Source organism: Bradyrhizobium sp. B124, assembly GCF_038967635.1.
Lineage (GTDB): Bacteria > Pseudomonadota > Alphaproteobacteria > Rhizobiales > Xanthobacteraceae > Bradyrhizobium.
This window is the reverse complement of record NZ_CP152413.1, coordinates 553,563-579,116: the sequence shown is the minus strand read 5'-3', so window position 1 is coordinate 579,116 and position 25,554 is coordinate 553,563. Positions and strand designations below refer to the sequence as shown.

Annotated in this window: 24 protein-coding genes and 1 pseudogene; 16 read left to right on the top strand and 9 right to left on the bottom strand. The window is 65.6% G+C overall.

Annotated elements, in window-relative coordinates:
- Positions 1 to 158 precede the first annotated feature (158 nt).
- Complete coding sequence (locus AAFG13_RS02605) at positions 159 to 947, top strand: cobalamin-binding protein (protein ID WP_342711034.1); 789 nt, start codon at positions 159 to 161, stop codon at positions 945 to 947.
- 105 nt (positions 948 to 1,052) lie between these two features.
- Here the strand turns inward: AAFG13_RS02605 and AAFG13_RS02600 are convergent, their stop codons facing one another.
- Positions 1,053 to 2,330, bottom strand: coding sequence for an ArgE/DapE family deacylase (locus AAFG13_RS02600; protein ID WP_342711033.1), 1,278 nt, complete (start codon positions 2,328 to 2,330; stop codon positions 1,053 to 1,055).
- A gap of 55 nt (positions 2,331 to 2,385) precedes the next feature.
- Positions 2,386 to 3,111 carry a pyridoxamine 5'-phosphate oxidase family protein gene (locus AAFG13_RS02595; RefSeq protein ID WP_212317657.1) on the bottom strand — a complete coding sequence of 242 codons (726 nt, stop codon included), beginning with the start codon at positions 3,109 to 3,111 and terminating at the stop codon, positions 2,386 to 2,388.
- Between the two features lie 73 nt (positions 3,112 to 3,184).
- Between AAFG13_RS02595 and AAFG13_RS02590 the strand changes: the two genes are divergently transcribed.
- The 3 genes from AAFG13_RS02590 (at position 3,185) to AAFG13_RS02580 (ending at position 5,250) form a co-directional block, all read left to right on the top strand.
- The gene (locus AAFG13_RS02590; protein WP_342711032.1) at positions 3,185 to 4,699 is read left to right on the top strand and encodes a PLP-dependent aminotransferase family protein; all 1,515 of its coding nucleotides are present in this window, start codon (positions 3,185 to 3,187) and stop codon (positions 4,697 to 4,699) included.
- 147 nt (positions 4,700 to 4,846) lie between these two features.
- A complete protein-coding gene (locus AAFG13_RS02585) occupies positions 4,847 to 4,996 on the top strand; it encodes a hypothetical protein (RefSeq protein WP_165445530.1) in 150 nt (49 codons plus the stop codon).
- A gap of 11 nt (positions 4,997 to 5,007) precedes the next feature.
- Positions 5,008 to 5,250, top strand: coding sequence for a DUF6719 family protein (locus tag AAFG13_RS02580; protein ID WP_342711031.1), 243 nt, complete (start codon positions 5,008 to 5,010; stop codon positions 5,248 to 5,250).
- Between the two features lie 55 nt (positions 5,251 to 5,305).
- Here the strand turns inward: AAFG13_RS02580 and AAFG13_RS02575 are convergent, their stop codons facing one another.
- Together AAFG13_RS02575 and AAFG13_RS02570 are read right to left on the bottom strand one after the other, a co-directional pair.
- Positions 5,306 to 5,701 carry a hypothetical protein gene (locus AAFG13_RS02575; protein ID WP_342711030.1) on the bottom strand — a complete coding sequence of 132 codons (396 nt, stop codon included), beginning with the start codon at positions 5,699 to 5,701 and terminating at the stop codon, positions 5,306 to 5,308.
- 39 nt (positions 5,702 to 5,740) lie between these two features.
- Positions 5,741 to 5,899, bottom strand: coding sequence for a hypothetical protein (locus tag AAFG13_RS02570; protein ID WP_021079698.1), 159 nt, complete (start codon positions 5,897 to 5,899; stop codon positions 5,741 to 5,743).
- A 425-nt stretch (positions 5,900 to 6,324) separates the two neighbouring features.
- On the opposite strand from AAFG13_RS02570, the gene AAFG13_RS02565 reads away from it, so the two are divergent.
- The gene (locus tag AAFG13_RS02565) at positions 6,325 to 6,552 is read left to right on the top strand and encodes a hypothetical protein (protein ID WP_212317665.1); all 228 of its coding nucleotides are present in this window, start codon (positions 6,325 to 6,327) and stop codon (positions 6,550 to 6,552) included.
- Between the two features lie 43 nt (positions 6,553 to 6,595).
- Here the strand turns inward: AAFG13_RS02565 and AAFG13_RS02560 are convergent, their stop codons facing one another.
- Positions 6,596 to 7,156 (bottom strand): CreA family protein, encoded by a 561-nt coding sequence (locus AAFG13_RS02560; protein ID WP_212317667.1) that lies wholly within the window; start codon positions 7,154 to 7,156, stop codon positions 6,596 to 6,598.
- A 223-nt stretch (positions 7,157 to 7,379) separates the two neighbouring features.
- On the opposite strand from AAFG13_RS02560, the gene AAFG13_RS02555 reads away from it, so the two are divergent.
- From AAFG13_RS02555 to AAFG13_RS02540, 4 genes are all read left to right on the top strand, one after another.
- Positions 7,380 to 9,143: a L,D-transpeptidase gene (locus AAFG13_RS02555; protein ID WP_342711029.1), complete on the top strand. Its 1,764-nt coding sequence runs from the start codon at positions 7,380 to 7,382 to the stop codon at positions 9,141 to 9,143.
- A gap of 83 nt (positions 9,144 to 9,226) precedes the next feature.
- Entirely contained in the window at positions 9,227 to 9,796 is a 570-nt protein-coding gene (locus AAFG13_RS02550) for a glutathione peroxidase (protein ID WP_212317670.1), read from the top strand.
- 163 nt (positions 9,797 to 9,959) lie between these two features.
- Positions 9,960 to 10,940 (top strand): polysaccharide deacetylase family protein, encoded by a 981-nt coding sequence (locus AAFG13_RS02545; protein ID WP_212317672.1) that lies wholly within the window; start codon positions 9,960 to 9,962, stop codon positions 10,938 to 10,940.
- A 20-nt stretch (positions 10,941 to 10,960) separates the two neighbouring features.
- Positions 10,961 to 11,518, top strand: coding sequence for a dihydrofolate reductase (locus tag AAFG13_RS02540; protein ID WP_212317674.1), 558 nt, complete (start codon positions 10,961 to 10,963; stop codon positions 11,516 to 11,518).
- A gap of 125 nt (positions 11,519 to 11,643) precedes the next feature.
- Here the strand turns inward: AAFG13_RS02540 and AAFG13_RS02535 are convergent, their stop codons facing one another.
- Together AAFG13_RS02535 and AAFG13_RS02530 are read right to left on the bottom strand one after the other, a co-directional pair.
- Complete coding sequence (locus AAFG13_RS02535) at positions 11,644 to 12,096, bottom strand: DoxX family protein (RefSeq protein ID WP_212317676.1); 453 nt, start codon at positions 12,094 to 12,096, stop codon at positions 11,644 to 11,646.
- Positions 12,097 to 12,295: 199 nt separating this feature from the next.
- Entirely contained in the window at positions 12,296 to 14,605 is a 2,310-nt protein-coding gene (locus AAFG13_RS02530) for an NADP-dependent malic enzyme (RefSeq protein ID WP_212317678.1), read from the bottom strand.
- A gap of 222 nt (positions 14,606 to 14,827) precedes the next feature.
- On the opposite strand from AAFG13_RS02530, the gene AAFG13_RS02525 reads away from it, so the two are divergent.
- A complete protein-coding gene (locus tag AAFG13_RS02525) occupies positions 14,828 to 16,825 on the top strand; it encodes a hypothetical protein (RefSeq protein WP_342711028.1) in 1,998 nt (665 codons plus the stop codon).
- Between the two features lie 143 nt (positions 16,826 to 16,968).
- Here AAFG13_RS02525 and aspS read toward each other — a convergent pair whose 3' ends face one another.
- A complete protein-coding gene (aspS, locus tag AAFG13_RS02520) occupies positions 16,969 to 18,744 on the bottom strand; it encodes an aspartate--tRNA ligase (protein ID WP_212317682.1) in 1,776 nt (591 codons plus the stop codon).
- A 190-nt stretch (positions 18,745 to 18,934) separates the two neighbouring features.
- On the opposite strand from aspS, the gene AAFG13_RS02515 reads away from it, so the two are divergent.
- A complete protein-coding gene (locus AAFG13_RS02515; protein WP_342711027.1) occupies positions 18,935 to 20,407 on the top strand; it encodes a YdiU family protein in 1,473 nt (490 codons plus the stop codon).
- A 118-nt stretch (positions 20,408 to 20,525) separates the two neighbouring features.
- On the opposite strand, the gene AAFG13_RS02510 is transcribed toward AAFG13_RS02515, so the two are convergent.
- The gene (locus AAFG13_RS02510) at positions 20,526 to 21,515 is read right to left on the bottom strand and encodes a zinc-dependent alcohol dehydrogenase family protein (RefSeq protein ID WP_342711026.1); all 990 of its coding nucleotides are present in this window, start codon (positions 21,513 to 21,515) and stop codon (positions 20,526 to 20,528) included.
- A 119-nt stretch (positions 21,516 to 21,634) separates the two neighbouring features.
- Here AAFG13_RS02510 and AAFG13_RS02505 point away from each other — a divergent pair, with 119 nt between their 5' ends.
- The 5 genes and pseudogenes from AAFG13_RS02505 (at position 21,635) to chrA (ending at position 25,494) form a co-directional block, all read left to right on the top strand.
- The gene (locus tag AAFG13_RS02505) at positions 21,635 to 22,534 is read left to right on the top strand and encodes a LysR family transcriptional regulator (protein WP_342713534.1); all 900 of its coding nucleotides are present in this window, start codon (positions 21,635 to 21,637) and stop codon (positions 22,532 to 22,534) included.
- 453 nt (positions 22,535 to 22,987) lie between these two features.
- The gene (locus AAFG13_RS02500) at positions 22,988 to 23,380 is read left to right on the top strand and encodes a VOC family protein (protein ID WP_212317688.1); all 393 of its coding nucleotides are present in this window, start codon (positions 22,988 to 22,990) and stop codon (positions 23,378 to 23,380) included.
- A gap of 149 nt (positions 23,381 to 23,529) precedes the next feature.
- Positions 23,530 to 23,796, top strand: a pseudogene (locus AAFG13_RS02495) (SLC13 family permease); the annotation flags it as partial.
- Between the two features lie 73 nt (positions 23,797 to 23,869).
- Positions 23,870 to 24,172 carry a hypothetical protein gene (locus tag AAFG13_RS02490; protein ID WP_249131506.1) on the top strand — a complete coding sequence of 101 codons (303 nt, stop codon included), beginning with the start codon at positions 23,870 to 23,872 and terminating at the stop codon, positions 24,170 to 24,172.
- A 101-nt stretch (positions 24,173 to 24,273) separates the two neighbouring features.
- Entirely contained in the window at positions 24,274 to 25,494 is a 1,221-nt protein-coding gene (gene chrA, locus AAFG13_RS02485; RefSeq protein ID WP_342711025.1) for a chromate efflux transporter, read from the top strand.
- The last annotated feature ends 60 nt before the right edge of the window (positions 25,495 to 25,554 follow it).

The following is a 25,554-nucleotide window of genomic DNA, read 5'->3' as shown; positions in this document are numbered from 1 at the left end:
GTTGATGCGCGAGCAGCCCCCGCGCCTTCGGCCTTCTTCGATGTTCGTGCCGGCATGATGGAATGCCTGATCAGGCCCGGCAATGACCTCCGAGGTAATGGTGCGGATGACGTCATGGCCGCCGTGACAATCCTTGGCGAGTCTGCATACCGTCCGCGATGCGCGACTTCCCTCCCCGCCGGATCGTCTGCCTGACCGAAGAGACGGTCGAGACGCTGTATCTGCTGGGCGAGCAGGACCGCATCGTCGGCGTCTCCGGCTACGCGGTGCGACCGCCGCAGGTCCGCCGCGAGAAGCCGCGCGTGTCGGCGTTCATCTCCGCCGACATTCCCAAGATTTTGGCGCTCGACCCCGATCTGGTGCTCGCCTTCTCCGATCTGCAGGCCGACATCGTCGCCGATCTCGTGCGCGCCGGTGTCGCCGTCCACGTCTTCAACCAGCGCGATGTCGCCGGCATCCTCGCGATGATCCGCACCTTGGGCGCGATGGTCGGCGCCGCCGATCGCGCCGGGCAGCTCGCGCAAGGCCTCGAACAACGGCTGGCCGCAATCGCAGCAGCGCCGCGCCCGGCGCCGCGGCCGAAGGTCTATTTCGAGGAATGGGACGATCCGCTGATCAGCGGCATCGGCTGGGTGTCCGAACTGATCGAGATAGCCGGCGGCGAGGACGCGCTGCCGCATCTGCGGGTGCACCAGGCGGCCAAGGATCGCATCGTCACGCCCGACGCCGTGCGCGCGGCGATGCCCGACGTCATCCTGGCCTCCTGGTGCGGCAAGAGGGTCGTGCCCGACCGCATCCGCAAGCGCTGTGGCTGGAGCGACATCCCAGCGGTGCGCGACAACCGCATCGTCGAGATCAAGTCGCCGATTATCCTGCAGCCCGGCCCCGCCGCACTGACCGACGGGCTCGATGCGATCGTCAAGGCGTTATGGGCGGGGCGCGCATAGGACAACTGCGCCGTCATTGCGAGCGAAGCGAAGCAATCCATGTCACCGCTTGCCGCGAAATGGATTGCTTCGTCGCTTCGCTCCTCGCAATGACGGAGAGGCTACCTACGCCTTCTCCACTCCGCACCATTCCGCGATGAACAGCGCGATGGCCTTGGTTGACTTCCGCAGCGAGTCCAATTCGACGTATTCGTTGAAGCCGTGCATCGCCGCGCCACTGGCGCCGAAGCAGAGGCTCGGGATGTCGTAGTTCAGGCCGTAGAAGCGCGTGTCGGTCAGCGCGGTGAAGGCGCGGTCTTCCACCGCCCCGCCATAGACCGCCTGATGCGCCATGGCGAAGGCCGCTTCCGGCGCTTCGGAGTTCACCAGTTCGTAGCCTTCCGACAGGAATCCCGACCATTCCACCTGCGGCGGATTGTTGGAGAGGAAGCGGTGATCGCGCGCCGCGGCCGACACGCAGGCCAGAATCTCCTTCTGGCACTCGGCGATCGACCAGCCCGGCAGCACCGCGATGCGGCAGTCGACATCGCACCAGGCTGGCACGCTGGAGGCCCAGTCACCGCCCTTGATGATGCCCGGATTGAAGTTGATCGGATGATTGACGTTCTTGAAATGACGATCGGCCTTGGCGCGCTCGTTCCAGGCGATCTCGAGCTTCTCCAGCGCATGCACCAGGTGATACGCCGCCATGATCGCGTTCGAGCCGGCGCCGGCCTCGAACACATGCACCGGGAAGCCGCGTACCTTCAGGCGGAACCAGATCACGCCGACCTGCGAGCGGATCATCTTGCCGTTGGTCGGCTCCGGGATGAAGCAGGCATCGGCGCGGTAGCCGCGCTGCAAAGTCGAGAGCGCGCCGACACCGGTGCTCTCCTCCTCGATCACAGACTGGAAGTGAATCCGCGCCGTCGGCTTCAGGCCGGCCTGCTTGATCGCATCCAGCGCGTAGAGCGCAGCGATGGTGCCGGACTTCATGTCGCAGGCGCCGCGGCCATACATCCTGCCGTCCTTGATGACGGGCGAGAACGGCGGCGTCTCCCACATCTCGAGCGGACCGGTCGGCACCACGTCGCAGTGGCCCTGCAGGATCAGCGATTTGCCGGCATTGGTGGCCGGGCGGTAGGTGCCGACCACCGTGCGCGCCTTGGAGAAATCATGCTCGATCGGGCCGAAGCCGCGCAAATCCTTCAGCTCGTCGAGATTGATGTGCCAGTCGTCGACCTCATAACCGCGCTGGCGCAGGAGATCGCCGATCATGTCCTGGCACGGCCCCTCGGCGCCGCGGGTCGAGGGGATCGCGACAAGGGCCTGCGTCGTCGCAAGCTGCGCATCGAATCCCTCGTCTACGGCAGCAAGGATTCGTTGTTGCGTCTCGGCAGTCATTCGGCAGCTCCATGGGGGACATCAGAAAGGGCGGGAGCCGCACCGTAACCCGATTTCACCCCTCCTTGTATTGCGCAAAATAAGCATCCCGCAATGCATCTTCGAGCAGACGGCCTTCCGAATAGCCATCGAGCGTCGCAGGCCGCGTCACGCCGTCGAGCAGCCGCGGACACGGCTCGGGCGCGCCGAGCACGGTGCGCACCGGAATGCGCTCGGCGTAGATCGGCAACTCGTAATCCTCGTCGTCGTCGGCGACGCCCTTGGCGCGCACCTTTGCCGAGGCCTCCTCGATCTCCATCGCGATGAACGAGGTCGCCTTGATCTCCTGCTTGTTGCTGGCGCGCAGGCTTGCGGTGCGCTCGGGAAAGAAGCGGTCGACCATCGCAACGATCGCGCGCTCCTTCTCTTCCGGATCGGTGACGAGATGGGCGGTGCCGAACGCCATCACCGCGCGATAGTCGGCCGAATGGTTGAAGCCGCAGCGCGCCAGCACCAGGCTGTCGAGATGGGCGACCGTCAGGCACACCCGCTGCCCTTCCGACTGGTTCTCCAGCATCCGGCTCGCGCTGGAGCCGTGCCAATAGAGCTTGGTGCCCTCGCGCCAGAAGAAGGTCGGCGTGCAATAGGGCTGTCCGTCGATCACGTAGGAGACGTGGCACAGCATCGAGGCGTCCAGGATCTTGTGCACGGTAGCGTGGTCGTAGAAGCCGCGGTCATGGCGGCGCTTGACCCGGTTGCGGGACGACATGGGGTAGGACGGAGTGGACGCGCCTTCGGTCACTGCAGTGCCTTTCGAAATCTGGAATCTGTCCAGAGTTGTAGCGGCCCATTTGGTCTGCGATAGTGCCAATTCTATGCGAAAAATTCCGACCAATTCCCGCAAGCCCGCGGCGCGCAAGCCCGAGCTGCCGCTCGACCTCACCGGCCCGCACGTGACGGCAGCAGCGGCCTCGCAGCAGCGGCTCTATCAGGCGCTGTGCCACACGATCGTCGGCGGCCTCGTCAAGCCAGGCGAGCCGCTGCCGCCGTCGCGCGCCCTCGCCAAGCAGACCGGCTTCCGCCGCAACGCGGTCACCACGGCCTATGAGCGGCTGATCGCCGACGGCTTCGCGGTCGCAATCACCGGCTCCGGCACCTTCGTCGCGGCGCGCATTCCGGCCCAGGCCACAGCGCCGCGACGCGCGAAGATCGAGATCGAGCCGCCGCAGCACAATGCGCTGTCGCTCGGCTGCACCCATATCGATGACCGCGCGCTGCAGCGCTTCCGCGCCTTTGCCGGCCGCCGGCTGCGCGCCTTCGGCTCCGAGCATCTGCATTACGGCGATCCCCGCGGCAGCAGCGAGTTGCGCGCCGCGATCTCGGACCATCTGCTGTCGGCGCGCGGGCTGCGCTGCGATCCCGACCAGATCATGCTGGCCTCGGGCACGCTGCATGCGCTGCGCATCGTGCTCGGGGCAATCCTCAAGCCCGGCGATCAGGTGTGGTGCGAGGACCCCGGCTATCCGGCGGCTCGGCGCGCGATCGAGCATTGCGGCTATCGCCCGGTCTCGGTGCCGGTCGATGGCTCGGGCATGCGCGTCGACAAGGGACGCTTATCCGCTCCCGCGGCGCGCGCCGCCTATGTCACGCCATCGCACCAGTTTCCACTCGGCGTGCAGATGGCGATGCCGCGCCGGCTCGAGCTGCTCGACTGGGCCCGCGATGCCGGCGCCTTCGTGTTCGAAGACGATTACGACAGCGAGTTCCGCTATGACGGCGCGCCGCTGCTGTCGCTCGCCGGCATCGATCATCTGCGCCGCGTGATCTACATGGGGACGTTTGCAAAGACGCTGTTTCCGGGATTGCGGATCGGTTACTGCGCCCTGCCCGAAGCCTTGATCGGTCCGGTGACGGCGGCGCGCGCCGCGCTCGATCGCTTTCCCGGCACCCTGATGGAAGGCGCGGTCGCCGACATGCTGAACTCCGGCGCCTTCGCTGCGAACCTGCGCAAATCGCGAAAACTCTATCGCGAGGCGCGCGACGTGCTGGCGTCGACACTCACCCGCGCATCCGAGGGCGAGCTCACGGTTCCCGTGCCGTCGCAGGGCCTGCATCTGGTGGCGCGGCTCGATCCCGCGACCGATCCGTTGGTTGCCGCGCAGGCCAAGACGGCTGCCGGCGTCGGTGGCTGGCTGCTCGCCGAGACCTATCATCGTGCACGCCCACTACCCGGCTTCGTGCTGGGATTCTCCGGTCATCCGGTTCCGCAACTGGTCGCGTCGGCGGAACAATTGGCGAAGACAACGCTGACTGCGCTACGCGCAACGCGCAAGATATCGGTGAAGCCATCCGCCGGGCCGCAGCGCTCTAGGAGAATCGCAACCACCTGACTAAGGTCGCCCGCGTTCAGTCAGAGCCTTTTCCGTTCCGATGGAATCGGAACGGGGCTCTGGATTCTCGTTTTGACGCGTTTTCTTCACGCGAAGCGGTATCCACTTCGCTCGAAAGCGCTTTGTGTCCGCTTACGGAGATACCGGATGCCCAATCGCAACGTCCTGTATCTCGTGATCGGCGCGCTGGTCGTGATCGCAGGAATGCTCGGCTACAATCTGTATCAGGCAAAGAAGCAGCCCGAAGGCCTGCAGATCAATGTCGGCCCCGACGGGGTCAAGATTCAGAACAAGTGAAGGAGGCTGCGATGCCGCGCATTGGATTGGTCGCGCTGGTCAGCGCCGCGGCATTTCTCGCGATCATTCATTCCGCTTCCGCACAGACCGTCATGCGCGAGGCTGACATCGTCGACCTCCGGGTCGGTCAGCGCGTCCTGGTCGATGACGGCTCCTGCCCGGCCGGGCAGATCAAGCAGGTGATCGGCGCCAGGCTGAGCCAGAACGGTGTGGTGCGGACCCAAAGCTGCGTGCCGCGCCTCGCCAAAAAGTAAAGCGCCCCGCTGTCGCGAGGCGCCTCGTCCATCATTGCATTCGGCAACACGCCGCTCAGTTCGAGATCGGCTCGAACATGCATTGCAGCGTCGGCTTGGCGATCTTGGTGAAGGTCGGGCCAATCTCGTTTTGCTTGGACGGCGGCACCCAATCGGTCTCGATGGTCGGCACGCCGGTCTCGCTGATGCCACGTAGCAGCGCCTGGCGCAGATCGGGATCGTCCACCGTGGCGGCAGCATGGTCGTGGAGGCAACCGCACACGGCCTCCGGATGCGCCCAGCGCCCGAGCATATGCGGCGCGCACTGGCGTACGAACTCGTCGCGCGGTTCGGGCACCCGGTACAGCGACCGGATCTGTATCGAGTCGAGCGGAAGTTGGGATTGGGCCTGCGCGGAACCTACGAGGGCGAGCGATACCAGGATCGCGGCGGAACAGATACGGAGCAACATGGGGAGCCTTTACCGGCAGTTCTGTTTGTCGCGTCGCGCTCAGTTGGCCTGCGCCACCACCATCGGGGCCGAGGTGACCACCGGCGAGCCGTTGTAGGAGAAGGTGCCGATGCCGGGCAAACCATTGTCCGGGGTACCAGCCATCGACGAACCGGCCATCACGAAAGCGAAGGCGAGGATCAGGCTCATGGTCCGCATCTGACAGTCTCCGTCATTCCTGTTCGGCGTCCGGCGCCGTTGTGTTGACGGTTTGATAACGATCTGCGGTTTCGAGAGTTCTGCGGAACAAGCTGAAAATGGTTTCGTCGGCCGGAGAATTGTTTCGTCGGCGGGCAGCCCACGAAACATTGGCCGGAAAACGCCAATGTTATCAGTGACGGCATGCCACCCATGAGCGTGTTCAAAATTTCGCGCGTCGGGAGCCGCCCGGGCAATTGCACCCTGCCTGCGGATTATGCTTGCAAATTGAGCGGGCTACCGCGCTTTCTTAACTTTCCTCTGCTGAGACAGGACGTTGCACAGCAAGGGCGGCGTGAACCGGCCGGCGGTTCGGCCGACTCATCTGGGCGCCGTGCAACCATCTCGGCGGTGGCACGTTGAGGTGATTCCCGATCCAACGAAGGATGTCAGTCGTGGGCAATGGCAACATCGGTGTTGGCAATCAATCCGCGGCCAGCAAATCCGGCCAGCAGCAACAGATGACGGCCGCGATGCCACAGCAGGGCGCCTATGTGATGGGCGACAATGAGTGCGCGCAACAGAAGCTGGTCCGCCTCGTCGGCTGCCACGACCCGAAGGCGCGCCCCGGCCTCAGCATCAGCGCGAAGCAGTTCGGGCAAACCAAGCGCTAGCTCGTCCACCGCGTCAGCCGCCCGGGCCAAGCCCCTGCTCCCGCTACTGAATGAATTCGCCGCACTTCTGCACGGCGGTGCTGTCGGCCGCGCCCCATGGCATGATCGGCACTGACGACGTCGAGTTCTTTGGCGAGCCCTCGATCAGCTTGTCGGAATAGACCATATAGACCAGCACGTTGCGCTTGGCGTCGCAGCCCCGCACGATCTGCATCTTCTTGAAGAACAGCGACCGCCGCTTGCTGAACATGTCGTCGCCCTGGCCGAGCTTGCCCTTGAAGCGGATCGGCCCGATCTGCCGGCAAGCCAGCGAGATATCGGAGACTTCTTCGGCAAGGCCGAGCCAGCCCTTGAAGCCGCCCTTCTCCGGCACCGTGAAGTGACAGGCGACGCCCTCGACCTCGGGGTCGTCGACGCCATAGGTCGCAAGCTTGTCGTTAGGGCTCACCCATTTGAACACCGTCGAGCGGCGAAAGATCAGGTCCGGCTCGTCAGCCGCGGCCGCGGGAACTGTCTGCCCCAAAGCAAGCAACATCAGCAGTGCCGCGCAGCCCCATCGAGACAACAATCGCACGTCACACAAGCTCACATTTCTCGATGTCATTGAGGTCTCCGCGGGGTGGGTCCCGCCTATGTAGTGCGCAAACGCCGCACGGGAAGGCGCTGACAGTTCGGTGATCAAACCGGGCGCTTTAACCTCCTGTGAGGCTTTTTTGCTACTCTTTCGTCGAAAAATCGCCCCTCACGGAAGGGTTAGATCGCTTGCGCTGGTGAACGCGTTCGGCGTCTGCGACAACCAACAGATAGTTTGGACTGGGATTCGGAATATGCGCGCAAGCGGACGTCGGATTTCGATTTTTGATTCTGCGAACGGGCGGTTCTGGCAGTTTGCAATTCTGACAGCGGCCGGCACCGTGGCCGCCTCTTCGCAGGCCGATGCAGCGCTGTTCTACTGGAACCGTGACTCCGGCTATTACGGCGATGTCGAGCCGATGCCGCCGCAGCAGCCCCGGCCGAAGCCGAAGCGCAGTACGGCCAAGAAGAATCCGGCGATCGAGAAGGAGGCTGGCCGCAAGCCGCAGGGTCCCCTGATCATCTCGGTCTCGATCGACCAGCAGCGCGTCAGCATCTACGACGCCAACGGCCTCTACGCCGAGAGCCCGGTATCGACGGGCATGAAGGGGCATTCGACCCCGATGGGTGTCTTCAGCGTCATCCAGAAGCAGAAATACCACCAGTCCAACATCTACAGCGGCGCGCCGATGCCGTACATGCAGCGCATCACCTGGTCGGGCATCGCCATGCACGCCGGCGTGCTGCCCGGCTACCCGGCCTCGCATGGCTGCATCCGCATGCCGATGTCGTTTGCGGTCAAGATGTACAACTGGACGCGGATGGGCGCCCGCGTGTTCGTCACGCCGGGCACGATCTCGCCGGAGAGTTTTTCGCATCCGCTGCTGGTGACGCAGAAGGTCATCCCGCAGCAGCCGGTTGCCGATGAAGTCCTGAAGATGGATGCGCCGCTCGGCGTGAAGAGCGACAAGGGTGCGGACAAGCAATCCAGTCTCGACTTGCGCACCAGCGTCGGCCATGCCGCCGCCGCGTCGCTGCGCGACAACACCCACACCGCCGACGCCAGCAGCGCGATGCCGGCGGCGAGCGCGTCGGCGACGATGTCCGATGCCTCCTCCTCGACCGCGCGCGACGCCATTGCGGAGAAGATCGCGGCTGACAAGTCCGAGACGAGCGCGACCGAGACTGCCGCGGCCGACAAGCCGGCCGAGACCAACTCCGCTGCTGGCGACAGCAGCGTCGCCAACGACGACAGGACGGTCGGCGAAGTCACCGGCAGCACCGACACCCCGAAGTCCGAGGTGTCCGCAAGCGACCCGGTGAAGGCCGAAGCCAAGGCCGACGAGCCCAAGCCGGACGCCGCCAAGCCTGGCGTTGTCGAGGCGCCCAAGGCCGACGCATCGAAGGCTGATGCGGCCAAGGACGCCGCCAATGCGGCGAATGCGGTCAAGACGGCGGACGAGGCCGCCGAGGCCGCAACCGCCGCTGATGCCCCGGATGCAAAGCAGGACGCAGCCAAGGATCCAGCACGGCTGCCGGGCGTAGCCAAGATCGACGCGCCGAAGCGCGCCGGACAGATCGCGGTATTCATCAGCCGCAAGGATTCCAAGCTCTATGTGCGGCAGAACTTTGCGCCGCTGTTCGAGGCGCCGGTGACGATCGCGGCGAGTGACCGGCCGCTCGGCACGCATGTGTTCACCGCGGAGGCCGACAAGACCGATGTGAACCTGCTGCGCTGGTCGGTGGTGACGCTGCCGACCCGCAACGCCCTCCGCATCGATGTCGAGGAACGTGCCGCGCATCGTCGCAAGCTCGCGGCCGCAGCGCCGGCCGAGGTCAAGCCGCAGCCGGCGACCGACACCCCGACCGAGGCGCTCGACCGCATCTCAATCCCGGCCGACGCGATGGCGCGGATTAACGAAGCGCTCGGCACCGGCGGATCGATCATCGTCTCCGACCTCGGCGTGAACCAGGGCGAGACCGGCGAAGGCACCGACTTCATCCTGCCGCTGCGCTAACCGCGACCTATAACGCCTTCTTGAAGGCCAGCGCCTGCCCGCTGGATTATGATGTTAGTGACATCTGTTCCGGGGACGAGACCATGATGGACCGCAGGACACTGATCGTGGCGGCCTTCGCCGCGGCCGCGGGATCCCGTGCGCTGCATGCGGAGCAGCCGGCGATGAGCCGGATCACCGCCTACGCCTTCTCATTTCCGGCACTCTCCGGCGGCGACATCCGCCTTGCCGACTATGCCGGCCATCCCCTGATGATCGTGAACACGGCCTCGCTCTGTGGCTTCACGCCGCAATATGCCGGCCTGCAGCAATTGTGGACCGAATTCCGCGATCGCGGCTTCGTCATCATCGGCGTACCCTCCAATGATTTCGGCGGCCAGGAACCCGGCGGCCCGACCGAGATCGCCGAGACCGCGCAGCATCAATACGGCGTCACCTTCCCGATCGCGGCGAAAGCCGTGGTCAAGGGCGCCAACGCGCACCCGTTTTACCGCTGGGCGGCGGAGGCACGGCCGAAGGACGTGCCGCGCTGGAATTTCCACAAATACCTGATCGGCCGCGACGGCTATATCGCCGACGTCTTCCCTGAGTCGGTCACACCGGACGACACGCGCATCAAGACCGGGATCGCACGGGCACTGGCGGCGGCCTGAGATGCCACGATAATCCCCGGAATTAACTGGGATTTTGGGCATGAGGGCGCCACGTTCATTGCCTTGGCGTCGGCACTGTGACTAGGGTACGATCGGTTGGGGGTGAAGCGGCCTTGGTTGCGGCAGTGCCGACACCGGGAGCGCGATCAGCAGGGAACACGCCATGCGCATTGCGGCAGGTCTGATTTTCGCAGGGACCGTATCGTTGCTCGCGTCGAGCGCAGCTTGGTCGCAGACGCCGCCCGCCAAGGGCGCCGCCGCGGCGCCGGCGGCCGCGGCGCCTGCCGCCGCTGCACCGGCGCCCGCCGCAACGGCTGCTCAAGTGCCGCCGAAGCAACCGCCGCAGCCGGCACGTGCCGCCTGCAACAATCCGAATGCGCTCGGCGTCGCCCGCACCGTCGAGATCGACACCACTGGCGGTCCGGGCTTCGGCTTCGAGCATTTCAAGCAGCTCGACTTCCTGCGCGACCATGAGGTGGTGCTGACCTTCGACGACGGTCCGTGGCCGGCAAACACACCCGCGGTGCTGAAGGCGCTCGCGGATGAGTGCACCACGGGCATCTTCTTCCCGATCGGCAAGCACGCCACCTATCACCCCGAAATCCTGCGCCAGGTCTATGCCGCCGGCCACACCGTCGGCTCGCACACCTGGTCGCACGAGAATCTGAACAACAAGAAGCTGACCGAGGATCAGAAGAAGGACGAGATCGAGCGCGGCCTGGCTGCGGTCAAGTGGGCGCTCGAGACGTCGCCCTCGCCGTTCTTCCGCTTCCCGGCGCTGCAGCATCCGCCGGAGATGGTCACCTATCTCGGCAACCGCAACATCGCGATCTTCTCCTGCGACCTCGACTCCTTCGACTTCAAGTCGAAGAACTCGCAACAGGTGATCGACACGGTGATGAAGAAGCTCGCCAAGCTCGGCAAGGGCATCATCCTGATGCACGACTTCCAGAAGCACACTGCAGAGGCCCTGCCCACGCTGCTGACGCAGCTCAAGGCCGGCGGCTACAAGGTGGTCGCGATGCGCGCCAAATTCCCGGCGACCGTGCTGCCGCAATACGAGCAGGAGCTCGCCAAGGACGTCAAGCTGCCGACGGTAAGCTCGCGGCCGGTGAACAGCGTCGTCACCACCGTCGATCAGTAGCCGCGCCGGCGACCATCCTGGTGTCTGCGTTGCGTATTGAGGGCTTTGTCATCGTCTCGGCCGACGGCCGGCTGGCGAACTCGCACAACGTGATGCCCGACGATCTCAAGGTCGAGGGCGACAAGCGGTTCTTCACCGCAGCCCTCGACCGTGCCGATCTCGTGGTGCATGGCCGCCACTCCCAGGAAGAACAGCCGAACGCACCGAAACGGCGCCGCCTGATCCTGACCGGCAAGGTCGCGGCCATCGCAGCCGACCCGGACAATCCGAAGGCGCTGTTGTGGAATCCTGCCGGCTGCCCGTTCGAGGCCGCGAGCCGCGAGGCCGGCGTGACCTCGGGCATGGTCGCGATCATCGGCGGCCCCGGCGTGTTCGGCATGTTCATGGACCGCTACGACACGTTCTGGCTCTCGGTCGCACCCAAGGTGCGCATCCCCGACGGCGAGCCGTGCTTTCCCGGCGTCCCTGCCCGCACCCCGCAGCAGGTGCTGTCAGCGCACGGCCTTCACGCCGGCGCGCCGCAACTGATCGACGCCGCGCAGGATGTCAGCGTCACGCCATGGCGGCGAGTGGGTTGAAAGCGGCGATGCCCGTAGGATGGGTAGAGCGAAGCGAAACCCATCACTTCTAACCTGCGGCACGGTGATGGGTTTCGCTTCGCTCTACCCATCCTACGCAGCTACCCATCCTACGCCGTATCTTCCTACACGTCCCCATACGCCGGGTCGTCGCGGCGCGGGCCGCGGCCGTAGCCTGCGATGATGAACAGCGCGCCGATCAGCGACAGGTTTTTCAGCGCGTCGATCAGGGTCTTGGCGTTGTCGGGCGCCGGCTGATTCCAGAAATCATGGAAATAGAAAGTCGTGAAGCACACGAAGATGATCAGCAGGATCGCGAAGAACCTTGCCAGCACGTTCACCGCGATCATCAGCCCCGCGATGATCTCGAAGCCGCCGATCGTGATCGCCAGCAGTTGCATGAATGGCATGCCGACGAAGGTTTCGATCTGCTGCGTATAGGGCGCGACGATTACCGGGATCGTCACCTTGGCCGTGAGCAGATCCGCCGTCGCCTGGATGCCGAACAGCTTGCTCGCCCCCGAATAGAGGAACAGCACGGCGAACAGAATGCGCCCGAAGGTAATGAACGCTGGCATGGGTCGGCCTCACTGGATGGCAGAAATCGGACGAAGCAGGCGGAGCGAGTATGGCCGCCCCGCCTGCTTCGATCAAATCGAATCCGTCTCGAGCATGATCCGGACCCGAAGGGCCGCGCTAGCGCAAAGTGCCTAGCGGTTTTCCCCCGCGACAAACGCCATGCGTTTGCGCGGAGATCATGCTGAAAACAACTCTTGCTCAGCCGAACAGCGTCGGCTGCGCGCGGCCGGCGCGCTCCTGGGCCTCGACCGCGGCAACCGCGGTCATGTTGAGGATGCCGCGCGCCGTCACGCCGGGGGTGAGGATGTGCGCCGGACGCGCCGGACCGATCAGGATCGGCCCCACCGGCAACGCGTTGGCCAGCGACTTGATCATCTGGTAGGCGATGTTGGCGGCATCGAGGTTCGGCATGATCAGGATGTTGGCCTCGCCTTCGAGCCGCGATTGCGGCAGGACGAGCTTGCGCGCAACCGCCGACAGCGCGGTGTCGCCCTGCATTTCGCCGTCGGCCTCGATCTCCGGATGCTTGTCCTTCAAGAGCTGGGTGGCCCGCCGCATCTTGCGGGAGGAGTCCGTATCATAGCTGCCGAAGTCGGAATGTGACACGAAGGCGACCTTCGGCTTGAAGGCGAAGCGCTGGACGTGGATCGCCGCGAGCGATGCGACTTCCGCCAGTTCCTCCGCGCTCGGATTCGGCCGCACCTGGGTGTCGGCGAGGAAATGGGCGCCGGTGGAGGTGATCATCAGCGCCAGCGCGGCATAGTCGCTGACCCCCGGCAGGAAGCCGATGATCTCGCGGACATGGCGCAGATGGCTCATGTAGCGGCCCTCGACGCCGCACAGCATCGCGTCGGCCTCGCCGCGCGACACCGCCAGCGCCGCAATCACCGTATTGTTGGTGCGGACCACTGTTCGCGCGGCCTCCGGCGTCACGCCGCGACGGCCGGCAACGTCGATGTAGGACTGCACATAGGAGCGGTAGCGCGGATCGTCCTCGGGATTGACCAGATCGAAATCGCGGCCGGCCTTGATCGACAGGCCGAAGCGCTTGATCCTGGTTTCGACCACCGACGGACGGCCGACCAGGATCGGCCGCGCCAGCTTTTCCTCGAGCACCACCTGGGTCGCGCGCAGCACGCGCTCATCCTCGCCTTCGGCGTAGATCACGCGCACCGGCTGGGTCTTCGCCTTGGCAAACACCGGCTTCATGGTGAGGCCGGAGCGGAACGCGAAACGTTCGAGATTGGCGGCGTACTCGTCGAAATTGGTGATCGGCCGGGTCGCGACACCGGACTCGATCGCGGCCTTGGCCACGGCCGGTGCGATACGCAGGATCAGGCGCGGATCGAACGGGCTCGGGATCAGCGAGCCCGGGCCGAACCCCTGCGTCTCGCCGGTGTCGAAACCATGGGCCACCGCATCCGACGGCGGATCGCGCGCGAGCTGCGCGATCGCGTCGACTGCGGCATGCTTCATCGCCTCGTTGATCGCGGTGGCGCCGACGTCGAGCGCGCCGCGGAAGATGAAGGGGAAGCACAGCACGTTGTTGACCTGGTTCGGATAGTCCGACCGGCCGGTGCAGATCATCGCGTCGGGACGCGCCGCGCGCGCCTCTTCCGGCATGATCTCCGGCACCGGATTGGCAAGCGCCATCACCAGCGGCCCATCCCCCATCTGCTTGACCATCTCAGGCTTCAGCACGCCCGGCGCCGACAGCCCGATGAAGATGTCCGCGCCCGGAATGACATCGGCCAGCACGCGCGCGTCGGTCTTCTGGACATAGACCGCCTTCCAACGGTCCATCGTGGTGTTGCGGCCCTCATAGACGACGCCGTCGATGTCGCAGACCCAGATATTCTTGCGCTGCGCGCCCATCGACACGAGCAGGTTGAGCGTGGCGATCGCCGCCGCGCCTGCGCCCGAGCAGACGATCTTGACGTCAGGCAGCTTCTTGCCATTCAGCAGCAGCGCGTTGACGATCGCGGCCGCGACGATGATGGCGGTGCCATGCTGGTCGTCGTGGAACACCGGAATCTTCATGCGCTCCTTGAGCTGCGCCTCGATCTCGAAGCACTCCGGCCCGCGGATGTCTTCCAGATTGATGCCGCCGAAGGTCGGCTCCAGCGCCGCGACGGTCTCCACCACGCGCTCGATCGTATTGGCGTTGATCTCGATGTCGAACACGTCGATGCCGGCGAATTTCTTGAACAGCACCGCCTTGCCTTCCATGACGGGCTTGGAGGCCAGCGGGCCGATATTGCCGAGCCCGAGCACCGCCGTGCCGTTCGAGACCACGGCCACCAGATTGGCGCGGGCGGTCAGCGTCGCCGCCTCGGCCGGGTTCTTGGCGATCTCGGTGCAGGCGGCGGCCACGCCCGGCGAATAGGCCAGCGCCAGGTCGCGCTGGTTGGCGAGCGGCTTGATCGCCTGGATCTCGAGCTTGCCCGGCCGCGGCAGCCGGTGATAGGCGAGCGCGGCGTTATGGAGTTCTTCAGACGATGACGACATGCGTGCTTCCCGCGTTTCCGGCCCAAATTTCTTGTTTCTGTGCTAATCCAGGCAAAAGTCAGTTGTCCGGCAAATCGAGCCGGATGTGAAGCATGTCCCGCCGCTTGGATGCAACATCGGATACTATCCCCGTCAACAGGCCCGGGCGGGCCCGTTCATCGATGCTGCACCTTCCGACCGCCGATTGGCAATTTTTTTCCTTGATGATCCGGAGTTGACCGAATGAAGAAAATTCTGCTCGGCCTGGTCGCCGTCGCAGTCGTCGCGGCCGGCGGCTACTTCGGTTTCGACTTCTATGCCCAGCGCCGGGTCACACGCGACGTCGAGGCCGCCTTCGAGCAGGTCCGTGCCGCCGGCACCAAGGCGAGCCACGGCAAGATCACCTTCGACACCAAGAGCCGCACCCTGACGATTTCGGACATCGCCACCGAGTCGGGGTCGCAATCTCCGGTCAACGTCAGGATTGCCAGCCTCACCATGACGGGCCTCGGTCAAACCGACGCGGGCCGGATCTCCGCTGACAATATCGCATTCAATGATGTCGAGATCGGCGCGACGGGGCCGACGCCGACCATCGCCACCCTGACCTACAAGGCGCCGCGCATCGCCGTGAAGGACTATTCCGGTCCGGCCGGCCTGCCCCAGCTTCCGGCCTCGTCCTCGATCTTCGAGCTGTACCGGTTCGCATTCACCCAGCTCGCGAGCATCAACGCATCGTCCGTGACCGTGCCCACCTTGACTGGAACGATGACCTTCAGCGCCGCCGCACATGTCGGCGACGGCGCCGGTGGCGAATTCGCCTATTCGGGCCTTGCCATCGAAAACATGAAGAACGGAAAGATCGGCACCAACAAGATCGACAAGGTCGCGTTCACGATCAACTCGCAGGCGGCGGGCAAGGCGATCAAGACGACCGGCGATCTTGCGAATATGGTCGCGACCGATATCGACGTCGGCGCGATGGCGGCGATATTCGATCCCGCCAAGGCCAATGACGACCGCGAGTACCGGGTTCAGGGGCACGTTTCCGCCGGCCCCTACGTGATCACCACTACGACCACGCCTCCCCTCAACATGCGGATCGATGGGATGACCATCGACGACGTCAGGGTCAACCCGGCAAAGATGCAACTGCCGGCGCTGCTGGCAATGGTCCCGCCACCGGGCAGTCCACCGCCGTCTCCGGCCCAGGCGCGCGAACTGCTGGAGAAAGTCGCCGGCCTCTATTCGGGTGCCAGCATCGGAAATGCCGAGCTGCATGGGCTCTCGGTCGAGACTCCGAAAGGCCCGCTCAGGCTTGCCTCGATGCGGTTCAACTTCGAACACGGCAAGATCGGCGAGCTTGCGGTCGACGGACTTGACGGCAATGCCCCGAACGGTCCCTTCAAGGTCGGACGCTTCGCGCTGAAGTCGCTCGATGTCGCCAGTTTCATCCGGCTCTCGGCGCAGTTCGCCGCGCAGAAGCCGTCGCCTGAACAGGCGCTCACGCTGTTCCCGCTGATCGAGGGGGTCGAGATCAAGGGTGTCACCTCGCCCTACAAGGCCACCGGCAAGCCGGTCAACATCGACGTCCTCAGCCTCGACTGGGGCCAGTTCGTCGGAACGATCCCGAGCAAGCTGCGGCTGGTCGCGAAGATGGCGGCACCGCTGGATGCGACCGATCCGCGCCAACAGGCACTCGTCGCCGCCGGGATCGACCGGATGGCCGTCGATGCCGATCTCGGCGCGGTCTGGACCGAGGCGTCACGCTCGTTCGCGCTCGAGCCGGTCAAGCTCGACATGGCGGGCCTGTTGAATGCGTCGGCGAAGGTCTCGCTCGCCAACGTGCCGCGCGAGGCATTCTCGACCAGCGCCGCGGAAGCCATGGGCGCGGCCGCGCAGATCGAGGCCGGCACGATCGAACTTGCCGTCCACGACCTCGGCGTCATCGATCTCGCCATCGCCCAATACGCGCGCACCCAGAACGTCAGCCGCGACGAGGCGCGCAACGCCGTTCTCACCAGCATCAAGGCGCAGGGCGAAGCGATCGGTGGCGCCAATCCGGATGCCACGGCCCTCATCACCGCGATCAGCCAGTTCATCGAGACGCCGGGACAGACGCTCGTCATCAAGCTGACCCCACGCGCGAAAGCGCCGGCGCTTCAGCTGATGCAGCTGCTCAAGACCGATCCACAGTCGGCGCTGGCGCAATTCCGGATCGAGGCCTCGACGGGGCTGTGACGCGGTCGCTCCATCCCGTAGCCCGGATGCAGCGAAGCGCAATCCGGGAAAGATGTCGCCGCAGGAGAGACCGCCCCGGATTTCGCTTCGCTCCATCCGGGCTACGTACTCGACAAGAGCGGAGCTAGGTAATCTCTCCGCCGTCAGCTCTTCGCCGGCAGGTTGGTCCGGATGTGCAGCTCCTTGAGCTGCTTCGGCGAGGCTTCCGACGGCGCGCCCATCAACAGGTCCATGGCCTGCTGGTTCATCGGGAACAGTGAGATCTCGCGCAGATTGTTGGTGCCGCAGAGCAGCATCACGATGCGGTCGAGGCCGGCCGCCATGCCGCCATGCGGCGGGGCGCCGTACTGGAACGCGCGGTACATGCCGCCGAAGCGGTCGATGACCTCCTGCTCGCCATAGCCTGCGATCTCGAACGCCTTCACCATCGCTTCCGGCTTGTGGTTGCGGATGCCGCCGGAGGCGATCTCGTAGCCGTTGCAGGCGATGTCGTACTGGAACGCCTTGATCGTCAGCGGATCCTGCGACTTCAGCGCGTCGAGACCGCCCTGCGGCATCGAGAACGGGTTGTGCGAGAAGTCGACCTTCTTGTTCTCCTCGTCATACTCGTACATCGGGAAGTCGACGATCCAGGCGAGCTCGAACCGGTCCTTGTCGATCAGATTCAATTCCTCGCCGAGCTTGGTGCGCGCGAGACCTGCGAACTTCCAGAACTTCTCGGGATCGCCGGCGACGAAGAACGCGGCATCGCCCTCCTTCAGGCCGAGCTGGTCGCGGATCGCAGCGGTCCGTTCGGGGCCGATGTTGTTCGCAAGCGGACCGGCGCCCTCGCCGCCCTCGCGCCACATGATGTAGCCGAGGCCCGGCTGTCCCTCGCCCTGCGCCCACGAGTTCATGCGGTCGCAGAAGGCGCGCGAGCCGCCACCGGTGCCGGGGATCGCCCAGACCTGGTTCTTCGGGTCTTCCAGCATCCGCGCGAACACCTTGAAGCCGGAGCCGCGGAAATGCTCGGAGACTTCCTGCATCACGATCTTGTTGCGCAAATCAGGCTTGTCGGAGCCGTATTTGCGCACCGCTTCCGCGAACGGAATTCGCGGCCAGTTCTTCGTGACCGGCTTGCCCTTGGCAAAGTCCTCGAACACGCCTGTTATCACCGGCTCCATCGCCGCGAACACGTCGTCCTGGGTAACAAAACTCATCTCGACGTCGAGCTGATAGAACTCGCCCGGCAGACGGTCGGCGCGCGGGTCCTCGTCGCGGAAGCACGGCGCGATCTGGAAGTAGCGGTCGAAGCCCGACATCATCAGCAGCTGCTTGTACTGCTGCGGCGCCTGCGGCAGCGCGTAGAACTTGCCGGGATGGATACGCGACGGCACCAGGAAGTCGCGCGCGCCTTCCGGCGACGACGCCGTCAGGATCGGGGTCTGGAATTCGAAGAAGCCCTGCTCCTTCATCCGCTTGCGCATGGAATCGACCACCGCGCCGCGGGTCATGATGTTCTGGTGCAGCTTCTCGCGACGCAGGTCGAGGAAGCGGTACTTCAGCCTGATGTCCTCGGGATATTCCTGCTCGCCGAACACCGGCAGCGGCAGCTCGGCCGCCGGACCAAGCACCTCGATCTCCTTGATGTAGATTTCGATCAGGCCGGTCGGCAGTTCGGGATTGTCGGTGCCGGCGGGACGGCGGCGCACCTTGCCGTCGATCCGGACCACCCACTCCGAGCGGAACTTCTCGACCTCGGCGAACGCCGGCGAGTCCGGGTCGGCCACGCACTGGGTGATGCCGTAATGGTCGCGCAGATCGACGAACAGCACGCCGCCATGGTCCCGGACACGGTGGACCCAGCCTGACAGCCGGGCCGTCTGGTCGATATCGCTCTCTCGGAGCGCGCCGCATGTGTGTGACCGGTAGCGATGCATATTCGTTCCAAAACTGATGGTCGGAGAGGAATCGCAATAGGAATTATCCTATTCGAAGGCGCTGGGTTTACCCGAGCCCGCCCGGGGCGGCAACCAACGGAAGCACAAGTTTTAGCTCGAAAACGCACATTTTCGGGTCCTCCGGCGCCGACCATTTGCCTATTCTCACCTTCGGCCTATCTTTCTGGACATGACCATCCATTTCCCCTTCCAGAACACCTATTCGGCGCTGCCGGCGAACTTTTTCGCCCGCGTCGCGCCGACCCCGGTGGCCGCCCCTCGGCTGATCAAGCTGAACCGGCCGCTCGCGGTCCAGCTCGGGCTGGATCCGGACCTGCTCTCGACGGCGGAGGGTGCCGAAATCCTCGCCGGCAAGCGGCTGCCCGACGGGGCGGACCCGATCGCGATGGCCTATGCCGGCCACCAGTTCGGGCACTTTGTGCCCCAGCTCGGCGACGGCCGCGCCATCCTGCTCGGTGAGGTCATCGACAAGGATGGCGTCCGCCGCGACATCCAGCTCAAGGGCAGTGGCCCCACTCCGTTCTCCCGCCGCGGCGACGGCCGCGCCGCGCTCGGTCCGGTGCTGCGCGAATACATCGTCAGCGAGGCGATGTTCGCGCTGGGCATCCCGACCACGCGTTCGCTCGCCGCTGTCGTTACCGGCGAACCCGTGATGCGCGAGACCGCGCTGCCGGGGGCGGTGCTGACCCGCGTCGCCGCGAGCCACATCCGCGTCGGCACCTTCCAGTTCTTTGCCGCCCGCGGCGACACCGACGGCGTGGGTGCGCTGGCTGACCATGTCATCGCGAGGCACTATCCCGAGCTGAAGGAGGCCGCCCAGCCCTATCACGCGCTGCTCGCCGGCGTCGTGGCGCGGCAAGCAAGCCTCGTCGCGCGCTGGCTGCTGGTCGGCTTCATCCATGGCGTGATGAACACCGACAACAGCTCGATCTCGGGCGAGACCATCGACTACGGCCCCTGCGCCTTCCTCGACGCCTACAACCCGGCGCAGGTGTTCTCCTCGATCGACGAGATGGGCCGCTACGCCTATGCCAACCAGCCGCGCATCGCGCTGTGGAATCTGACCCGGCTCGCCGAATGCCTGCTGCCGCTGTTCGACAGCGAGCAGGAGAAGGCCATCGAGCAGGCGCAAGTGATCCTCGGCGAATTTCCGGAGAAGTTCACCACGACCTATCAGGCCGGGCTGCGCGCCAAGGTCGGCCTGTTCACTGCGCGCGACGGCGACGAGGCCTTGATCCAGGATCTGCTCGACGCGATGGCCAGGAACGCGGCCGACTTCACGCTGACCTTCCGCCATCTCGGCGAGGCAGCGAGCGGCGACGCCGCCGACGCCCGCGCGCAGTTCACCGATCCTGCAGCCTTCGACGAATGGGCCGGCCGCTGGCGCGCCCGCCTCGCGCTGGAACAGCAAACGCCGGCCGAGCGCAAGGCCGCGATGGGTGCCGTCAATCCGGCCTTCATCCCGCGCAACCACCGCATCGAGGCGGTGATTGCGGCCGCCGTCAATAGCGACGACTACACGCCCTTCGAGGAGCTGCTGACGGTGCTTGCCAAGCCGTTCGAGGACCAGCCGCAATTCGCGGCTTACGCCGATCCTCCGCTGCCCGAGCAGATGGTGACGCAGACGTTCTGCGGCACGTGAGGCCTCCACATCGTCATTGCGAGCGCAGCGAAGCAATCCATCGCGCCACATGCGCTGAACAATGGATTGCTTCGTCGCTTCGCTCCTCGCAATGACGGTGGGGATCGTCAGCAACCTCTCACACCGTCACCACGATCTTCCCGAACTGCACGTTCGACTCCAGATACCGGTGCGCCGCGACGATCTCCTCGAAGGCAAACGTCCGCGCGATGATCGGCGTCAGCGCGCCGTCTGCAAGCCCGTCGAGGATGAACGCCTTCGCCGCCTCGAGCCGCGACGGATCCTGAACGATCTCGTGCACGCGGTAGCCGCGCAGGATCAGGCTCTTGCTCAGCACGGTGAACAGCGGAAACGGCGTCGGCGCCTCGCTGAGCCCGCCATACTCGATCAGGATGCCGCCATGCGCCATCGCTGATGTCAGCGGCATGAAGACGGGGCCGCCGACCGAATCGAGCACCACGCGAACGCCGTTTGGCCCTGCGATCTGCTCCAGCCTCGATTGCAGGTCTTCCTCCGCGGACGCGATCACATGCGCCGCGCCGGCGTCGCGCAGGGCCTGCGCCTTGGCTGAGGTGCGCGTCACCGCGATCGGAATCGCACCGATACGATTGGCGATCTGGATCGCAGCGAGCCCGACGCTGCTCGATGCTGCCGTGATGACGACGAACTCCGCGCGGGCAAGCTTGGCAATATCGATCAAGGCGCCATAGGCCGTGAGGTATTGCATCCACACAGCGGCGGCCTCCTGAAAACCCAGCACCGGCGGATGCTTGACGACGAGCGCGGCCGGGAACGTTGCGAGCTCGCCATAGGCCGGCCAGCGCGCCATCGAGATCGGCGGCACGATGCTGACGGCATCCCCAAGCGCGAAGCCGCCGACCCCCTCGCCGATCGCTTCGACAAGCCCGGCGGCCTCGAGGCCGAGGCCGGACGGCAGCGCCGGCGTCTCGATATAGGTCCCCCTGCGCATCAGGGCCTCGGCGCGGTTCAGTCCGAGCGCCTTGATCCGGATCCGGATCTCGCCGCGCGCCGGCGGCGCGATCGCCACATCCTCGATCCGCAGCACCTCGGGACCACCATGTTGATGAAAACGAACCACGCGAGCCATCGGCAACACTCCAAAGCAGTTGAATTGCAAAACAGTTCAATTGAATGAGCTATGCCAAGGTCAGTTCTGAGGATAAATCATCCCGCAGACTGAACAGTCAAAACTGAGGGTTTCGAATGATGGACCGCCTGACCAGCATGGCCGTGTTTCTCAGGGCGGTCGATCTCGGCTCCTTCGCGGCCGCCGCCGAGGCGCTCGAGATGTCCGGCCCGATGGTCGGCAAGCATGTCCGGTTCCTCGAAGAGCGGCTCGGCGTCCGCCTGATCCACCGCACCACGCGGCGTCAGAGCCTGACCGAGTTCGGGCAGGCCTATTACGAGCGCTGCCGCGCGGTGCTCGCCGAAGCGGAAGCGGCCGACGCGCTCGCTTCCGATCAACTGTCCGAGCCGCGCGGACGGCTCAAGGTGACGATGCCGGCGCTGTTGGGCCGGCACTGCGTGACGCCGCTGCTGCTCAGACTGGCGCAGAAATATCCTGCCCTGGAGCTCGATCTCTCGTTCGGCGATCCGGTCGCCGATCTGATGGAGGGCGGCTACGATTTTGCGATCAGGACCGGCGATCTCGACGAGCAATCCGGCGTGATCGCGCGGCGCATCGCGCGCCAGCGCATGGTGGTGTGCGGCTCGCGCGCGTATCTGAAGGCGCACGGCAAGCCGCGCACGCTCGATGAGCTCGGCCAGCACCAGGCGATCGTCTATCGCCGCCTCGGCCGCGCGCGCCCGTGGCTGTTCCCGCGCGACGGCCAGCCGCCGCGCGAGGTGTGGCCGGCCGGGCGGCTCAGGCTCGACGATCTCGAAGCCATCGCCGACGCCGCGGCACGCGGCATGGGGCTGGCGTGGCTGCCCTCCTGGCTGGTGCGCGAACGCCTCGAGCGCGGCGCACTGGTCCGCGTTCTCGGCAACGAGGGTGAGCTTCCCTACGATTGCTATGCGCTGTGGCTGCCGACGCCGCGACTGCCGCTGAAGGTTCGGCTTGCGGTGGACGCGCTCGCAGCCACGCTGCCGAAGCTCGTGGCGTAGCGCTGCGCGCACAGCTCCCGTAGGATGGGTAGAGCGCAGCGAAACCCATCGATCTCACACGCGGACGGAATGATGGGTTTCGCTTCGCTCCACCCATCCTACGGAATCCGCTGCACAGCACACATGACGCCCGTCGTGAGCGTTAACTCACCCTCCACCATGCCGGGAGGCTCGCGGCGGTAACCATAAGGCTTAACAGCGCGTCAACGCTCCCCCAACAAGTCTAACTGTTTCTAATGGGGGAGAATGGCCCGTGGACGCATTTGCATTCGAATTCATGGGACTGGCGATGATCGCGCTGTGTCTCGTCGTGCTGGCAATGCCTGCGGCACGGCGGCCGTCGAAGAACATGCGCTACGAGTGACACGCCCGACGCGGCGCGCGCCGTGCGCATCGGTGTGTGGTAGACAGACGCCCCGCTAGGGCCGTCGTCGTCAACGCAGGAGATCGTTCATGTTGGACCACGTCTCCATCACCGTATCCAACATACTCGACGCCGAGCCCTTCTACGACGCCGTGATGGCCGCGCTTGCCGTCACCAAGATGAGCAGCGGCGAGACGTGGATCAGCTACGGCGAGCGCTGCGACGCCGATCATCCTGACCTGACCTATTTGCTGATCCGCCCCGGACCGGTGCCCGAAGCAGCATACGGGCGGCATTGGTGCTTCAAGGCGCAATTCCGCGACCAGGTTGACGCTTTCTGGCGTGCCGGGCTTTCGGCAGGAGGATCGGACGACGGCGCGCCGGGTCTGCGTCCCGAATATCATCCCCACTACTACGGCGCTTTTCTGCGCGACCCCGACGGCAACCGTATCGAAGCCGTCTGCCATCGGCGCTTCGCGTAAACGCCGCATCACGCGCGACGCGGACTTCGCGCTGCGCGCCGGTCGTCCCGCCATCCCGACACGTCAGCCTTGCCCGATCACGGCCACGCAGCCGGGTTGCGCGGTGCTATGGTCGCAACGCCCAGCCCTCATTCCACTGATTCCCCGTTATGACCGAGACCGCCTCGTCGCTGATCCATCCCGGCTGGTTTGCCGCGATCGCCATCCTGCTCTGGGCCACCAGCCTGCTGCCGGAATTTCTCACCGCGCTGCTGTTCTCCGCCGCGGTGGCGGTATTCCGCGCGGCGCCGCCGGACGTGCTGTTCTCCGGCTTTCAATCGGAAGCGTTCTGGCTGGTGCTCGGCGGCTTCGTGATCGGCACGGCGATCCGCAAGGTGGGACTGGCCGACCGGATCGCGCGGCTGCTCGCAGACCATCTCAATGGCTCCTGGTTTCGGATGGTGGCCGGCGTGATCGCGCTGACCTATGCGCTGGCGCATCGCGCTCTTGATGCCGATCATCCTGGCGCTGGCCGATCGCGCCGGTTTGGCGGAGGGATCGCCGGGCCGCGCCGCGCTCGCGCTCGCCGCGCACACGGGCCTCACGCTGCCGACCGTGCTGATGTCGCAGGTGTTCGCCTATGCGACGCCGCTGTTGCCGTATCAAGCCGCGCCGATCGTCGTTGCCGCCGGCATGGCGCGCGTGCCGACCAGCGCGGCGGTCAAGATGTGCCTCGTCGTCGGCGCGATCTCCTTCGTCGTGCTGGCGCCGCTCTATCTCGTCTGGTTCCGGCTGCTCGGCTGGATCGGCTGACGGTCGCCACCGGAAGTATTGCGCCTGGGCGTCATCGAATGGCGATATGCTTCGCCCGATGAGTCCTGACGCGGGACGCAAGCCAAAGGAATTGACGACGCTTGAACGATACTGACGTCCAGCACGCCAACGCGTCGACCGCGCGGCCAGCACACTCGCCGCTGGAAGTGCTGTTCATTTTCCTCAGGCTCGGCGTGACCTGCTTCGGCGGTCCCATCGCGCACATCGGCTATTTCCGCGACGAGTTCGTCACCCGCCGGCGCTGGCTTGACGAACAGGCCTATGCGGATCTGGTCGCGCTCTGCCAATTCCTGCCAGGGCCTGCGAGCAGCCAGGTCGGCTTTTCGCTTGGCCTGATGCGTGCTGGCTATCTCGGCGCACTGGCGGCCTGGACCGGCTTCACGCTGCCCTCGGCGATTGCGCTGGTGCTGTTTGCCTTCGGCGCTGGCGGATTGAGCGGCCCGGCCGGTGCAGGGCTCGTGCATGGCCTCAAGCTGGTGGCGGTTGCGATCGTAGCGCAGGCTGTCTGGGGCATGGCGCGCTCGCTTTGTCCGGACCGCGCGCGCGCTTCCATTGCAACGGTCGCGGCACTCGTCATCCTCGCGAGCTCCTCGTCGATCGCGCAGATCGGCGCCATCGTGCTCGGTGCCATCGCCGGGCTGTGGTTCTGCCAGGCGGCGCAAGCAGCCGACGGCGTCACGCACATCGCGATGCCGGTGTCGCGCCGCGTTGGCCTCTGCGCACTGATCCTGTTCCTTGCCCTGCTGGTCGGGTTGCCGCTGCTCGCCCGCGCATGGCCCGGCCTCGGCCTGTTCGAAGCCTTCTACCGCTCCGGCGCGCTGGTGTTCGGCGGCGGCCATGTCGTGCTGCCGCTGCTGCGCGAAACGGTGGTGACGCCGGGCTGGATCGGCGACGACGCGTTCCTGACCGGCTACGGCGCCGCGCAGGCCGTACCGGGCCCGCTGTTCACCTTCGCCGCCTATCTCGGCGCCGTGATCGGCGGCGTGCCGGGCGCGATCACAGGCCTCCTCGGTATCTTCTTGCCGGGACTTCTCATCCTGCTCGCAGCACTGCCGTTCTGGGATGGCTTCCGCAAACGGCCGGCGGCGCAGGCGATGATGCGCGGCGTCAATGCCGCCGTGGTCGGCATCCTCGGCGCCGCGCTTTACGATCCGGTGTGGACCAGCAGCGTGCACCGTCCGCTCGATTTCGGCATCGCGCTATCAGGCTTCGTCCTGCTCACGGCATGGCGCGCCCCGCCGCTCGTGGTGGTCGTCCTCAGCGCGGCGGCCGGCATCGCCACCGGCCTCCTGCAATCGTGAACAGCCGCCCAGGCGCTCGGCCGGCCGGATTAACAACGCCTTCATGCCTCGCCGCCATGA